Origin of the sequence: Yersinia sp. 1652 StPb PI, assembly GCF_041538345.1 — a bacterium.
GTDB lineage: Bacteria > Pseudomonadota > Gammaproteobacteria > Enterobacterales > Enterobacteriaceae > Yersinia > Yersinia enterocolitica_E.
In genome coordinates this window covers 1,496,276-1,512,469 of the sequence record NZ_JAULSM010000001.1, presented here as the reverse complement: position 1 = coordinate 1,512,469, position 16,194 = coordinate 1,496,276, and the positions used below count along the sequence as shown (strand labels likewise).

The window sequence follows — 16,194 nt, the reverse complement described above, 5'->3', positions numbered from 1 at the left end:
ACCGATGGATAAATAATCAGGCCGAATCACTAAGTGCCTGATCCAATGCCGAGAATATATTTAATTTACCCCTCGTTCAGTTGATAGAGCATCCCACTAGTTTGATTCCGGCCATTTTTCTTTGCCTGATACAATTGCAGGTCAGTTTGACGCAGAAGTGCAGTTGACATACCGATGCTTTGATTTTCTTTGCAGCAGACCCCAAGGCTAATGCTAACAAAGGGGTAAACTGTGGAACCAGAATGTTGAATTTTTTGCTCAAGAATTTGCAGCCTGATAGTTTCTGCCATATCCATTGCTCCGGCTAACTCGGTGTCGGGGAGCAGACAAACAAATTCTTCGCCACCATAGCGGGCCACCAAATCCGCAGGGCGTCGGAGAGCTTCCCGGATAACTTTTGCAATACTCCGCAAACAATCGTCCCCTGCCTGATGCCCATATAAATCATTATATTTTTTGAAAAAATCAACATCAATCATGATCATGCTAAGTGGAGTCTGGTTACGATTTGAGAGTTTCCACTCCAATTCTAACTGTTTATCAAAATAACGCCGGTTATGTACTTCGGTTAATCCATCTAAATAAACTAGTTGGCGTAATAAGTCGGATTGAGCTTTAAGCAATAAGTGTGTTTTCACTCTAGCCCGAACGGTGTTCCTGTTAATAGGTTTACTGATAAAATCTACGGCACCTTCGCTAAAGCAGCGAGTTTCGGTCTCTTCATCAATATGCGCAGTGACAAAGATAACAGGAATATCCTGAGTGTCTGGCGATGCCTTGAGTCTGGCACAAACCTCAAAACCATTCATACCGGGCATTTCAATATCCAGTAGAATCAAGTCTGGATGTTGACTAATACAGACGTCGAGTGCCTGTTTACCACTGGTGGCCATACACACATGATAATCGGAAGAGAATGCTTGATAGAGCATCTGAATATTTATCGGATGATCATCAACAATAAGGATCTTGGGCTTCCCCGTGCCGGGTAGATCCAAGGTCAAATCTTGCGAAAAAGAATGGATTATAGTCATATCTTCTTATCTCTCTGAGTAGGAAGATTAACCATCAAGGCTTGGCATAACTTGATAGCGTTGGCAAAATCTAGTTGGTTTACTGCATCATTAAGGGGAGATAATTGTCCATTAAGTTGCTTAGCAAAAGTCATCATCAATTTATTCATCAGCTCTAACGCAGCCATATCTGAGTTTTGTAATAACAGCATCAAACGATTCAGTTCCAACTCGATAGGTTTTATATCAACTGCCTCTGCCACGACATTATTAGTGTTATCTTTCGATAGCATTGGGATTAGTGTCACTATCCCAGATTGTATAACGGATACTTTATTTCGCATCTCGCTCAGTAATTGATTAATCGTATCTGCCGTAGGTATCGCGCCCTGGCTAAATAACTTCTCCCCCTGCCCCGCACTCAAAGAAAGACCCGTGGCCCCCAGCTGTGCGGCAAGTCCTTTGATGGTATGTAGCAGACGAGATGCCGACAGATGGTCGCCTTCAGTCAATAATGTCTCCAACTGGGTAGGGAAATTAGCCAAATCCTCACTAAGCAGCGATAACATTTTTTGGTACAGCGTAATATCGCCACCTAATCGATTAAGGGCGGTATCAACGTCAATTCCTGCCGTTGCCGCGACATTTTTCAATTCAGCAGATAACAAAACAGGCGTTAGATGGCTAACCGTAGCGGCAACATCAGTTTGCCCACTGTATTTCCGTATGACGTGTATTAGATTATTCAAGTCAAAGGGTTTACCAATATGGTCATTCATTCCAGCAGCAAGGCAGGCATCACGATCAGAGGCCATCGCATTAGCTGTCATGGCTATAATCGGTAAGTTTTTTAACCCAAGACTTTTTCGAATATATTTCGTCGCATTGTAGCCATCCATGACCGGCATTTGTAAATCCATCAATATCAGATCAAATGAAGACGGATGATGTTCTAATATCTCAATTGCCTCTTTGCCATGATTGGCAATACTGACCTCTGCTCCCTCATCCTCAAGTAACTCACGGGCTATTTGCTGGTTATTCAAGTTATCTTCAACAATTAATAGCCTTATACCAGACAGTCGGTGTAAAGATTCGGTTATTGCCGGTTTCGCAACATCAGGTTGTTTGCGTTCGCTTAATGCATCAATCACTGAATCCAACAACATCGATGCGGTGATCGGCTTAACCAAATAACCATCCAGTAATGCCTGCTCTTCTTCGCTGCGCTGTAATAACATTTCGCGATCATGGGCGGTTATCATGACAATCATAGGGCCGTTATCTACTGGCATCAGTTCACGCACACATTTACTGGTCTGCCAACCATCTAACCCCGGCATTTGCCAGTCAATAAAGAGCGCCCCGTAGGTAATACCACTATCATGCTGCTGTCTCATCAATTGCAATGCATCATTGCCACTGGTTGCGACATCAACGGTCCATTTTAGTGATTCCCCCATCCGTTTGATCAGGTCACAGGCGGTCGGATTATCATCAACAACCAAGACTCGTAAATTATTCAATGCCTGTGCTCTATTTACCAAAGTGTTTGGTGTTTCATTATTAATAACCAGATTGGTATAAGAAGGTAGTGACAGCGTTATGGTGAAATGAAATAGGCTCCCTTTACCCGGTTCACTTTCTAAGGTGAGTGTCCCGCCCATCAGTGCAACAAAGCGCTGGCTTATCACTAGCCCTAAGCCCGTGCCACCAAACCGGCGCGTTGTCGAGGCTTCTGCTTGTGTAAAACCACTAAAAATACTTTCTTGATTCTCTGGTGCAATGCCAATTCCGGTATCGCGCACCCCAAAATGCAACGTAACGTGATGGCTATCCTGTGTGATAACTTTGATGAAAAGCACCACCTCACCAAATTCGGTGAACTTCAGCGCATTGCCCCCCAGATTGGTTAATATCTGCTGGAGTCGCATGCTATCGCCTTCAACAAACTGGGGTAGTGAAGGGTCAATATCAAATAAGACCTCAACCTTTTTAACCTTCAGATTGCTCGATAAGATAACCGCCAAATCACGCAACATCACATGAATATCAAACGGGATACATTCCAGTTCCATTTTACCGGATTCGATTTTGGAGAAGTCCAGGATATCGTTCAGCAAGCGCAGCAAGGTACGCGTGGCGGCTTCACTTTTAACCGCATAATCGGCTTGTTTCCTATCAAGACCCGTTCTACGCAGCAATGTCAGCATGCCAAGGATGGCATTCATCGGGGTCCGTAGCTCATGACTCATATTGGCCAAAAATGCAGACTTGGCTTTATTGGCTTCTTCAGCAGCTTCTCTGGCTGTTTTCAGGATATTCTCGGCCTCGCGTTGTTGAGTAATATCCCGATTAATCCCCATCATCAACATTGCTTTGCCACTTTCATCCCGTTCAACCGTTCCAGTTGATTGAATAAAGTGGACTTCATTTCTCACCAAAATACGGAAAACCTGACGATAGACACTTTCATTTTCTAACGCCGCTTTTATTGCACTTTTAACGTCGGGAATATCCTCTGGATACAAAAGGCTATACCAATACGCCAACGGGATATCGGCATTGTGTAACTCTTCAGGGATCCCATAGATATTATTCATCCGCTCATCGAAAGAAAGCGTGCCTTCTGGAATGCTCCAGGTCCAAATACCTAACTCAGCAACATCCGCCGCTCTGACTAATTGATTTCGAGCAATAATCAGATTGGCTTGCTGATTTTTATTGGTTGTAATATCAACTTGAATGGAAATATATCGCTCAATCTGGCCAGTACTATTGTTAAACGGAGCAATCGTGGTATCGACCCAATATAAAGAGCCATCTTTAGCTTTATTACAGATTTCTCCACGCCACGAGATCCCATTAGCAATGTCATGCCACATCGATTGCCAAAAATCAGTCGAATGTGTATGAGAATCAACTAAGCGGTAAGTCTGCCCTATAAGTTCTTCGCGACTGTAACCACTGATAGTACAAAATGCGTCATTAACATCCGTGATTATCCCATCCCGGTCTGCGGTAGAGATAATACCGTGTAAATTAAGGGTGCTGAGTAAGGCATTATTTTCACGTAAGGCCGCTTCAAGACGTTGATAAGTCGCTTTACGTTCACTGATATCCGACTCAATAGCCATAAAGCCGATAAGTTCACTCTTATCGTTATAACGCGGTTGAATCTCCAGCTCAATCCAATATTCTTGCCCCGATTTAGCGCGATTGACTATTTCACCTTTAAATGGCTCTCCGGCATCTAACGCAATTTTCATCTCACTTGCTACGCCTTGGTCTGTATTACTGCATTGCAGTAATTTCCCCGGCGACTTGCCGAAAGCCTCGGCTAGACTGTATCCGGTAATACGTTCAAAACCCTCGTTAACCCAGACAACTTTACGGTTTACATCGGTAATAACGACGGCGTTAGAGGTATTCTTGGCCACTAAAGCCAGACGTTCAAGATCTGCAGTCATATTCCGCGCCAGCATTTCTGCCCGATTACGCCCACTGATTTGCTGGCGAATAAGTAAAGCCAATGCCGAACTGAGCAAAAGGCCAAAAGCAAATAACAACCAAGGGACATAACGCTCTATTTGTGCTTCAAACACCGGTGTACTGCTGATTCGCAGTGTCATTTCTCGGCCTGGTAGTGGCAAGATGCTGGTACTGTGAAATATTCTGGCGGCTATTGCTCCATCATGACCCTCTTCATCGGGTATGAAATCGGCGTATTTGCTACCATCGGCATCGAAGACCATCGTTTTATTAGATAAATCATTGAGACTGTCAAACAACTCAACATCCACTCGCCCGTCCATAAACTCAGGAATATCACTTAATAGTTCTGTAATTGCGATGGGTGAATAGAGAATACCCACTAATGACGCTTGCCTTTCAGCTGGGGTGGTAGGATTTGAGCCATAGCTATAAACCGGAATAAAAAGCAGTACCCCGGGGGCTTTAAAGTTAGACTGAACCAGATGAATAGATCCAGAGAAGGTAGGTTTACCACTGTTTATTGCTGAGAGTACGGCGGCGCGTCGTACCGGCTCAGAGCCAACATCGAATCCTTCCGCACCTTGGTTCCCTTCAGATGGCTCTATATATTTAATAATATACAAATCGTCATGTTGTCTATCCTGTAGCTGACGCAGCGCAAATTTCGGTGCGCCATCTGCTTGGGTCTCAGCCATAAAGGTATTTAACTGGTTGCGTTGCACCCGCTGAATAAAGCCGAATCCCCTGACACCAGGAAACTCAACCGATAAATTACGCGAGGCGACATAAGCATGAAATTGTCCACGGGTTAAAGCACCGTCAGCCGCATAAGCCCCTTTTATGCCATTCAGCCCATAGACAGGAAGATTGAAACGCTGAGCAACTTCTCCAGAGACTCGGTCAACATTACGTTGAAAATCGATTTCTGCATTGGCTTTAATTTCGTTATAAAGCCACCATGCTCCCGCACTTGAAATAACCAGCCCAATAATGAAAACAACCAGTGGCAGCAAAATACTTTTTTGTAACTTAAATGGAAACCAAGATGAGGACAATTGCTGCGTGTGGGCATTGAATGGAGAAGGATTCATATAATATCTATACCCTTATAATCACTATTGGCTAAAGCATAGGATCACTCTGTAATTTAAGATAGTATTGGCCACAATCAAATCTAACTTAAGCATTCTCTGCTAATAATAAGCAGTATTAGTTAGGGTTGAATATGAATTTGTAATTCATTATGGCCTAATATCTCACCCCGTTCGTTAATAATGTCACTCATTACATTCATTGGTTGAACGCTACGAGGTATAACTTGCAATTCAATCACCTTTTGACCGCTATCCGCCATTAATTTTATGTCCTGCGATCCTTTAGATAAAATCATGCCACTTTGCAATATTTTCCAATGTAATGATGCCTTTTGATAGTTGAACCAGTGATCGTTAATGGCCCATAAATCAATACGCCCTCTCTGCCCCTGCACCCAATTTTCTGTTTTCGGATCTATAGAGGGTAAAACGGGCTGATAAGCTCGCTGCAAAGCAAAATAACCCGGCTTAGGATGGCGGAGATAGTCCACCACGCCCCAGTTAATTGACGGCCAGTTTTCAGTAAACATAAAGTGAAATAATGCAGCAACGGGTTGATAGCGTTGGCGTCGATAACTCTCTGCGGCGAGTTGGATTAAACTTGCCTGATACTGTTGGCTGTTCTTGATAAACGTATTGATATTTGGCCCGCGAGTCACCTTAGCTAATTCAAATGTCTCATGAGGTTGAAAATTATGGTATGCCCAGATACGCCAACCTTCGTCTTGTTTATCCGCCGTTTTTGGCCACAGATCAGCGTGCGGAATTATCGTGTTTAACGTTGCCAAGTCAGGTAAGGCTTGTGCGCCAAACTCGCTGATTATTGAGGTGGTTGCCGGTTTAAGATGATCATTTTTCTGCCCTGAGTACCACCCTTGCCAGTAGTGTTCAGCAGTGGATGAGTAAGCATGAGTGATCCGGCTATGGTCCTGACTGAGCACCTGCGCGACGCTCGCGGTTAACGCCCGGTTGGTGTCAGGCCGCCAGTCTGAATAACGATATTGCATCCATGTGGCATCCCAGGGCGGTTCATTGTGCCCAGACCACAATACAATCGCTGGATGGCTGCCAAACTGCTGTGTCATATCTGCGGCCTGCCTGGCAGCCTCTCTGGCAAAAGAGGCTGAATCGTCATATCCCCATTGCAGTGGAAAATCTTGCCAGAGCAGTATCCCAATCTCATCAGCCAGGTCGTACAACGCCCGCCCAGCCACATGGGCATGTACTCTTATGGCGTTGATGTTCGCCTGCTGCATCATGAGCAAGTCATGGCGATAATCTGTCGGTGTCAGGCTTCCCAGCCACGGGCTACCAATATAGTTCGTCCCTCTGATGAATAGGCGTTTGCCATTGATTGACCAACTTTGCTGTTGGGGGTCTATCGCAATTTGCCGTAAGCCAGTGCGAATATGAGTCACATCCATCATGCCTAAACGGTCTGAGAAACTGACCTCCAGCCGATAAAGATTTTGTTTCCCATGACCAGACGGCCACCACAATGCGGGGTTATCAAGCAGAAAATTAGCAGTGAGAGTTTGTGCATTACGCTGACTGGCAACCAATGAAACGCTTTTCTCCAGTTGATAAGATTGGCCGATAAAATTATCGGGTATCAGACGTAGCAACATAACAACGGAGCGGTTGTGGTTAGCACGATAATCCAAACTCACTTTTAGAATCGGATGTGCAAGCCCCCGTGACCAGTCAGGCACGGCCAGTACATTGTCTATAACGGCGCCACGGCTGATATGTGACGCCACCGGAGCCCAAATACCACCCGAATTGGCATCTTGCCCGTGATCCGACCACGCGCCACCGGGCCGAGTATCATGATGATTGAACACGCCCTTAATCAGTTGCTTACGAAATGACCAAATTTTGCCCGGAGTCTCGTAAGGGCTATCTACACGCATAGCCAGCACATTATCTATTCGGGCTATATCGGTGATATCGATACTGAACCGCTGAAAATACCCCTTATGTTGCCCCGCTCGTTGACTGTTGAGCCAAATATCCGTTTGATAATCGACGCCATCGAATACCAAGGTCGCCATATCATCGGTATCTAAAACCGGTAATGTAAACCGGGTGCGATACCATAATACGCCTTGATGATCGACGCCCTCACTGTACCAATTAGCGGGCACTTTCAAATGTTGCCACTGGCTGTCATCCAGGGTGTCACGCCAGGCGTCAGAAGCTGGCGGATTGCCATCCCGTATTCGCCACTGACCGGACAAATCTAAAGTGGATGGCAACTGAGCAACAACAACCGACGAGATAAGTTGTAAAAGAAATCCCAAACTTAAAATGGAAGCCCTGCACCGGCAATTAATGTTCATTTCGATGCCGCCTGTCGACGGATGACTCTTTCTTGCGGCAGGCATAATTGTGGACGTGAAAAAACATCACTCATGCGCACATCCAGATATCCCGCCGTAGAGTCGCTATTAATTAAACTCCCCGCCGCTTTATAGAGCAGCGTTTCCAATACCATAGCGTTTGTCGTCAGACTAATGGTCTTGTTATATGCACCATTATTTTCATAACGCCCCTCATACCATCCGCGTTGTTCATCATATTGCATCTGAGTCAACTGCATTAATGCATCGGTATAAGGGCTATTCCACAAAACCCATAAGCCAAAAACTGCGCGGGTTGATACCAACGCCAGGTCAGGATGAAATTGCCCGTCTTCGCTAATCGTATTCCAATGATAACCGTTAGCGAACACCGTATCGTAAACGTGATATGGCGCAACTGAGGTGAAATAATCACTACGTGCCGTCAATATATGTTCTTTTTGCCACCGTATTTCTTGTACCCGATAGACATTATCTATCCGTTTTTTTTGCTGTTTAAATATTGGGGTGCTTTTTAATTCCATCGCAGTAAGTAAATAAGGCAAGCTGACGACAATAGAGGGTACATAGGTTGTTCGGGCATCTCTGATATCGAAATCGATAGGTATGTCATAAATAAACGTGGTGTTATAGGGAAGATTAGCTGATATTCCTACAGGAAAACCCCACAGTCCAAACGCACCAGCGGTATATTCGCTATAACCCAACACGCCTTCGGGTTTGGCTATAAATCTGCCATTAACCGTCGCTGATTTCAGCAACTCACCGTGACCATCAATAATCTGACAGAAATTCCATCGTAATAGGACCTTATCCAAATACTCAGCATATTCAGGATAAAAACGCACCACAACTTTCAAACCTATCATTAAGCGGCCGATATCTTGTGCAGACCACCCCAGTGGTTTTGGCTGGTGAGCATAATCAATCATCTGTCCGTTGGCGGTGTTGTAAAGCAGATTTGGCGTTTTTCCCTCCACCAAAGGTAAATGACTTATTGTTGCCAATAATAGTGTGAGGCGCTGATCAAACTCCTGACGATTGATCAACCCTAATTGGGCTGCTGCGGTTAATGTGACAAGTGTGTCGCCGATTTGCCAGAGATTAACAACCGGGTAATTATCCAAAGAATTAACCAGCCCAGTATTCACTTGCGTATTATTAACAAAGTAACGCCAAGCTACTTTCGCCCACAATTGTTCATTATCAGATAGCACACCACTACGGGCAGAATAGGCAACAGAGCTGTGAGTAATACTGCTTGCCACAAACATACCGCCCGTAAATGCAGCACCCAGTAGCCCAGCACCAATAACCCAGGCAAAAGCGGCGGACTTCACTATTTTGCGCATGATGATGTTGCCGCCGGTAATTTAAATAAATTATTACTGCTGCTTTCATCCTGACACTGAGCACACTGGCAGCTCTTACAATCTGGTGCTTTACGTATCGCAATGCCCGTTTGATCACAAAATGCGGCTAAGCTCGGTGTTGCATCAATATACGGCCGATTCCTTTTACTGTTATTATCATCAAAAGCATTAATTAACTGCCGTTCCCACAACGAGGGAATATAATCTTTATGGCTAGGATCACCACTGGTGAAACGGAGTATTTTCCCTGCTTTTTTAAATAATAGCGCTTCTAACATGATGCCATTATTATTTGCCGTAAACTCTTTAATTGGCCCTTTACCATTTTCGTAGAGGCCCTCGTTAAAGCCGATATCCTTAACGTTAGCATTTTCTATTGCATCAAATAATCGGTCAGTGTACGGCGAGTGCCAAAATACCCACATACCTAACGCAGCTTTTAATGACACTGCCGCATTTTCAGGGACAAAAATGCCCTGATCGGTAATTGTGTTCCAGTTATAGCCATCGGAAAAAACCGTGTCATAAACAAAGTAAGGGGCGTGGTCTAACTGATGCTCCGAACGCGCTGTCAGTATTCCCGTTTCACGATAGCGGTTTTCCTGTGCCTGATAGACCCGATTGGCGAAGTCTTTCATCCACGGATGGCTGTAGCTCGCCGCTTTATTAGCCCGATCATTACTGCGATCCCACCCCATCTCAAGGCCATGTAAGATATACGACTCGGTAACTACATAGTTGTGTTGATTAGTTTTGCGTGCATCTCTAGAGTCGTAAGGTACTAATACACAATAAATTTTAGCCAAATCATAAGGTTCAGGTCGTGACGCCTGACAGGTTGAAAAACCCCAAAGTTGAAAGCCACTGGCAGCGTACTCCTCATAGCCCAGTCGCCCTTCCTGCACATACTGAGGCGTGTTATTTTTATCTAATATCGCACCATATAACGTACCGCAATCATCGACAACATGTGAAAAATCCCAACCTAAGACCACGTTATCAATGCTATTGGCATATTCAGGATAACGTTCTTTAATAATTTTCAGCCAAATTAACATACGGCCAGTATCAATAGCTGAAAATCCTATTTCACCGGGTTTATTCATATAGTTAACTTTTTCAGCAGTTATGGTGTTGTAAGCTTTATTGGGTAATTGCCCTTGGAATAGTGAAATATTATTCAGTGTCTTTAAAAAAGGTAACATTCGGTGGTCAAACTCTTCCTTATTAATAATACCCAACTCGCGCGCCGACACCAGTGCCGCCAAATAAGATGCACTATCCCACATTGTGGTCGAAGGATAATTATTAACTGCATTAACAAGCCCAGTTGTAGGTTGTAAATTATGGACAAAATATTGCCAGGCATTAACTGCAACCGCCATCTCTCTGGGCGTTAACTCACCGTGCCGGACAGGGTAGTTTTCAGCAGCTAATTTATTGCCAGGTAATTCGGCAAAGGTATTAAAAGACGGTATGGCCAGGAGTATCAAAATCAAGCCGCCAGCCTTAACAATGAGACTTAACCTTATCAAAAATGACTGATTTCCCATCATAAAACCTTCCTACTTTAGTTGTTTATCTGTTGCGCCAACGGATTGCATCACCTGAGTACAGGCAGCACAAAGTAGTTTTCCACCCTTGATAAAAGCCAAACTTTCTAACACCACGCCATTGGTATTGGCATTTAGTGAAGTATTTATTTTATTGTTAACTTCATAAATTCCGCTATACCAACCTTTGTTCGAATCCATTAAGCTATTTAATTGATTCCGTGTCTGTTCACTATAAGGTGTGCGCCATAAGGCATACCAACTAAATGCCGATTTGGTTGATAACTGTCGTAACTGATTGACACGCTCACCTTTGTCCGTAATTACCGCCCAATCTTCATTAGCATAATGGAGTGTGCTATAAATAAAGAAAGGAGCTTGATCCACATGATCCTCACTGACAGAGGTATATATAGCAGTACGCTGAAAACGATTCTCCTGAGCCTTAAAAACCCGCCAGGCTAGTTCTGCTGAATAAAGATCAAAACCCAACTCTAAGCCGGTCAAGATATAGGGTTCACTGACGATAAATGTATTTGCTCCCTCTTTTTGCGAGATACGGTCATCATCAGGCACCAATATCCCTTCAACTTTAATAAATTGCAGATGTGCAGTGTAATCAAGGGCTAAACTAGCATTAATACCCACCAGTTGCAGGGTCCGTGCCGCATATTGCTCATACCCCATACGCCCTTCCTGATGCAATGAAATGAGCTGAGTTTTATCATCAACTACCGAACCTTGTAATTGATCATCAACCACTAGCGCATCTAATTGCCAACGTGAAATAACCTTATTGACCTCGACAGCATGCTGGGGATAACTCCAGACCAATATATTTAATGGCACCATCATTCGACTGATATCAATAGCCGACCAACCTATACCTTTCGTACTGGGCTGATTAATATAATTAACCATAGATAGAGTCTGTGTATTATAGGCTTTATTAGGTAATTTACCTTCAAATAGTGGCAATTTAGCCAATGCACCTAATGCATTACTGATTCGGGTATCAAACTCATCTTGTTGAATAATACCAATTCGTTGCGCTGAAATCAGCGCCATAAAATAACTACTGGTATCCCACATTGTCGACGATGGGAATTTATCCACGGAATTCACTAAACCACTCGGCTGAGTATTATTAATAAAATATTGCCATGCAGCCTTAGCCCAAATTATTTCTTCGGAACTCAGTGGTCGAGGAGCCGGTGTTAATGGTCGGCCAATACTGGTGGTGATATGGACACGAGAATCTTCCATATCTTGAGAGTTCTTTTCGACATACAACACAATAGAAAATGCGATTAAAATACCGATCACCATTGCCAGATAACTTCTCGCCTTGAGGAGGTTATATTTGAATGACATCAAGCCCCCTCCTGTCCGGTGTATTCAGCATGCTCGGGTTGCCAAAATGCGGCTAAAACCATCGGCATCATGGCTGCAATATTTGCAGCTCCCCAAAAGATATTGATCACAAAACCTGAGGGATCTTTTATGTTCCCTACGGCTATCTGAATCGCCCCCCAAATCAACCCCAATAACGTCAGCCCAATAATGGCGAGCTGAGGTTTAACTAAGGATAAAAAATTGCCCTGTTGGCGTTCTTTGGGCGTCACATGAAACTTGATTTTCTCTCCTCGTAGTACTGTATCAAGAGCTCGTAGATTCATGGAAAATAAAGCAAGAAAAGACGATTTCCCATCCCACGCCGATATACCCCAGGTGCCAAACATAAATGCTAATTCAGAGACAATCATAAAGGGCAAAAAATGCAAATAAAAAGGAGATGAGTAAGTCGAAACGGGGGGGATCCCCGTAAAAAGATAAATTAATGGGGCAATCAAGAATACCGTATTCCAGATACAGGCAAAATAGGACCAAAAAGTAGTTCCGTACATTAATTTTTGTATTGCACTGAGCTTAATCCTTTTACTGGTGAAAAGTCTGTCGTGCAAGGCAATATCCATTGAACCAGCCGCATATTTAAATCTCTGGATCATCCAAGTCAACAAATCCTGCGGTGAAAGCATTTTTGATTCTATTTGCGGGTGCATGACAGATCGCCATTTACGGCCTGGATCACCATGTAAAACGATAGAAGTATAGATATCTTCTGAAACATGAAATTTATATGGCATCAGCTCGGTATCATGCACCACATGAGGTAACATGGCCTTAGCCAAGTCTGCTTTGGTTTCTTTATCAGTTAGGTCGCCCGTATATTGCTCGATCTCATCTTCTATATTATCTACATAGCGACGCAGCGCAGCTTGCATAATAGCTTCACGACGATGAATTGATGCAGCGCCACAACAAAAAGCCGCATTAGCCCAATTACGTCGGCGTAAAATAACATCGTAAAACATTTGCGGATCATTAAAAAAGGGATCATGCCCCACAGTCAGCGGGCCAACCAATTTTTCAATCCCTTTACCAACAAAATAGCCTGTTGAACCTAACTTTTGCTTTGCCCATTCAGGTAATCGCTTGCCCTGTGGTAAATCATAAAACCACTGAGGAGTCTGGACCCAGGCAACATCAACATCACGAAAATAACCCAAAGTATGAGTCAATATTGTGGGGAAAACTCGGGTATCTGCATCACAGATAATAATAAAGTCACCGTCCGTCATATCCAGCCCGTGGCGGAGATTACCTGCTTTATAACCGATATTATTTTCCCGACTTAAGTAATTAACCCCCTCTTCTTTTGCAACAACCTCCATTTCGCTTCGTTTACCATCATCTAATACATGAATGCGATAATCCAAGGGGAAGGGATAAGTTACGGCGAGTGCATCCCGAATCGATAAACGCACCAATTCGACATCTTCATTATAGGTGGCAATAAACAAATCAACTTTTATCTGACGCCTTTCTTGCATCTCTTCAGCGGCTATACAGTCATCGATTGTTTCAGGTACTGGGAGGACAGGAATATCTCTGACTTTCCAGAGGTTGATAGTGAATAAAACAGAACCAATATAGGCTAGTGTTTCAGCCATTACCAAGGGGATGGAATACCAAAGCGCATCGTAATTAAGTGAATTCATCCAGCGCCAGCGGATATAATTTGCCCCCAAGATAAGCGCTGCAACCGCCAGACTTTGCCATAAAAACTCAGTAGCCCAATGAGTTTTGAGTGGTGATGGTGGTTTCCTGTTTTCAAACGAAGAGAAATAAAAAGCCATTATCACAACCTCAGTCAATCCATGAAGATAAGTGAGATAAATCAGCCCATTTTAAGGGGGAGTTCGAAGAGCATTATTTTATGAATAAACATAATTTTTACGCCTACTCTTCTATTTTCTTTATCAGCGATAGGTAATTGATGCCCTCTTCCACTTTATAACTGATGTCATCAACGGCATTAAACATCATCATCAATCCCATCCCATTTTCTGGCCAAGAATCCGGCGCTGACAACTCAGGAATATGAGACAACCCACTTTTATTTTGCAAAAATTTTGTAGGTATAGGCTTTCCTTTATCTTGTAAGGTCACAGCCAGTTGGTTATTGCCATAATGCATCACAATAGTAATATTTTGGGTGGCATCATAGTTAACACCATGCTTTACAATATTGATAAATGCTTCATTTAATGCAAGTTCCATAGCATAACTGCTAGATGAATCAATCTTTAAGGGTTGAATAAATTGTAGTAACTTTTCATGTAAAACATTCAGGCTAGACAAGGAGGCAGGCAAACATATTCTCATTAACCAGCTCTGTGAGCCACATTGGTGATAACTCATATCAACGTATCTTTATGTAGGAATTCATCGAACAAAGATTTCTCTGCCATAATAATATCTTTACGCCGTTTATCATCAATGAGCCAGTTTAAACCCGCCTCAGATAAATCAATGGCCATACCGTCTGGTGAGATAACTTTCCCAGCAAAAATCATCTGTTGATGCAAATGCGCAATACCCCCGACCCGGGTATAATCAGCAATAAAACTTTGATCGATAACAGCTCCCTGCTCTAATAAACACCCCGCACCAATAATTGTAGGCCCTTTAATCGTTACGCCGGACTGTATTTCTGTACTACTACCAATATAGACTGGCCCTTCAATATCTAAGGTCGAAAAGTCGGCTTTAACATTAAGTCCACACCAGATTTGAGGTGCAATCTTAATTCCCGGCATGGGATAGTCGGGTAAATCCTGATTAAGGATCATGCGATTCACATGCCAAAAATCTTGTAGAGACCCAATATCAACCCATTGGAATGGCAAGGCAATACCGTAGAAAGGAACACCTAATTCAGCAAGTTTGGGGAACAACTGACTACCAATGTCGTATTCAACGCCATCAGGAATATAATCGAATATTTCTGGCTCAAAAACATAAATTCCGGTATTGGCATTGTTTGATAATGCATCCTCGGTTTTAGGTTTTTCTTGAAACTTACTAACTCTACCCTGCTCATCAGTAACAACAATACCGTATTTGTTTACCTGATCTGCTGAGACTGGGCGCATCACCAAGGTTGCCACACTTTTTCTGGCTCGATGGAAAGCCAATACCTTATCGAAATCTACATCAATTAATGCATCACCACAGACAACGACAAAAGTTTCATCAAAAAAACCTGAGAAATTTTGGATGTGTTTCATTCCACCCGCTGAACCCAGAACATTGTCAACAAAAGTATTACCCTCCATAATACCTTCGTAGGAGTAACCTATTTCTACTCCCCAGGCATGGCCATCACGAAAATAATTCTCGATGTCCACAGATAGATAGCTGGTATTCACCATTAACTGATTAAAACCATATTTTCTTAAATGCTCAATAATCGATTCCATAATAGGTTTTCGAATCAATGGAATCATTGGCTTTGGCAGTATGGTGGTCAGTGGTCTGGCTCTGGTTCCTTTCCCGGCAGCAAGGATCATGGCTTTCATAAATAAGTATTCCTTACAAATTAAGGTGCTACGGAATGCATCTGCTGTAATGTATCGGGTTGATTAGCACCGATAGTAAATATCCTATCCATCCGGGTTAATTTGAACATTCCGTGGATATTATTATTCAGTGAGCAAATAGCCAGTTCACCTTTCCCATTTAAGGTCTTCAACAACGAAACCAGAGCACCTAAACAACTACTGTCGATGAAATCTACCCGACTAAAATCCAATAAAATATTTTTGGCTCCCTGAGCGATCATTGCTTGTATATCTTCCTTAAATTTCAGGGAAACTGATGCATCGAGTCGCCTGATCAAGGGGGTTATCACCAATACATTGTCAATTGTCTGAGTTTCAAAGTTCATTATTTCTTCC

At 43.2% G+C, this 16,194-nt stretch carries 10 protein-coding genes; all 10 read right to left on the bottom strand.

The annotated features are described in order from the left end of the window. Window positions 1–65: 65 nt before the first annotated feature. The 10 genes from Q2T71_RS06860 to Q2T71_RS06815 all read right to left on the bottom strand — a co-directional run bounded on the left by Q2T71_RS06860 (window position 66) and on the right by Q2T71_RS06815 (window position 16,184). Window positions 66–1,034, bottom strand: a complete 969-nt coding sequence (locus tag Q2T71_RS06860) for a diguanylate cyclase (RefSeq protein WP_372558533.1) — start codon at window positions 1,032–1,034, stop codon at window positions 66–68. Then, window positions 1,031–5,599, bottom strand: coding sequence for a CHASE domain-containing protein (locus tag Q2T71_RS06855; RefSeq protein WP_372558532.1), 4,569 nt, complete (start codon window positions 5,597–5,599; stop codon window positions 1,031–1,033). The genes Q2T71_RS06860 and Q2T71_RS06855 overlap by 4 nt, the downstream gene beginning before the upstream one ends. 122 nt (window positions 5,600–5,721) lie before the next feature. Further along, window positions 5,722–7,944, bottom strand: coding sequence for a glycoside hydrolase family 2 protein (locus Q2T71_RS06850; protein WP_372558531.1), 2,223 nt, complete (start codon window positions 7,942–7,944; stop codon window positions 5,722–5,724). Continuing rightward, window positions 7,941–9,317 carry a DUF3131 domain-containing protein gene (locus Q2T71_RS06845; RefSeq protein ID WP_372558530.1) on the bottom strand — a complete coding sequence of 459 codons (1,377 nt, stop codon included), beginning with the start codon at window positions 9,315–9,317 and terminating at the stop codon, window positions 7,941–7,943. The genes Q2T71_RS06850 and Q2T71_RS06845 overlap by 4 nt, the downstream gene beginning before the upstream one ends. Continuing rightward, window positions 9,305–10,891, bottom strand: a complete 1,587-nt coding sequence (locus Q2T71_RS06840) for a DUF3131 domain-containing protein (RefSeq protein WP_372559868.1) — start codon at window positions 10,889–10,891, stop codon at window positions 9,305–9,307. Before Q2T71_RS06840 ends, Q2T71_RS06845 begins: the two co-directional genes overlap by 13 nt. A 12-nt stretch (window positions 10,892–10,903) precedes the next feature. After that, on the bottom strand, window positions 10,904–12,265 hold the full coding sequence (locus Q2T71_RS06835; RefSeq protein ID WP_372558529.1) for a DUF3131 domain-containing protein: 1,362 nt from the start codon (window positions 12,263–12,265) through the stop codon (window positions 10,904–10,906). Then, complete coding sequence (locus Q2T71_RS06830) at window positions 12,265–14,091, bottom strand: glycosyltransferase (protein WP_372558528.1); 1,827 nt, start codon at window positions 14,089–14,091, stop codon at window positions 12,265–12,267. Before Q2T71_RS06830 ends, Q2T71_RS06835 begins: the two co-directional genes overlap by 1 nt. Window positions 14,092–14,194: 103 nt before the next feature. Beyond that, window positions 14,195–14,620 (bottom strand): ATP-binding protein, encoded by a 426-nt coding sequence (locus Q2T71_RS06825; RefSeq protein ID WP_372559867.1) that lies wholly within the window; start codon window positions 14,618–14,620, stop codon window positions 14,195–14,197. 32 nt (window positions 14,621–14,652) lie between these two features. Further along, window positions 14,653–15,816 carry a sugar phosphate nucleotidyltransferase gene (locus Q2T71_RS06820; protein WP_372558527.1) on the bottom strand — a complete coding sequence of 388 codons (1,164 nt, stop codon included), beginning with the start codon at window positions 15,814–15,816 and terminating at the stop codon, window positions 14,653–14,655. A 20-nt stretch (window positions 15,817–15,836) separates the two neighbouring features. After that, window positions 15,837–16,184, bottom strand: coding sequence for an STAS domain-containing protein (locus Q2T71_RS06815; RefSeq protein ID WP_083159236.1), 348 nt, complete (start codon window positions 16,182–16,184; stop codon window positions 15,837–15,839). Window positions 16,185–16,194: the final 10 nt, after the last annotated feature.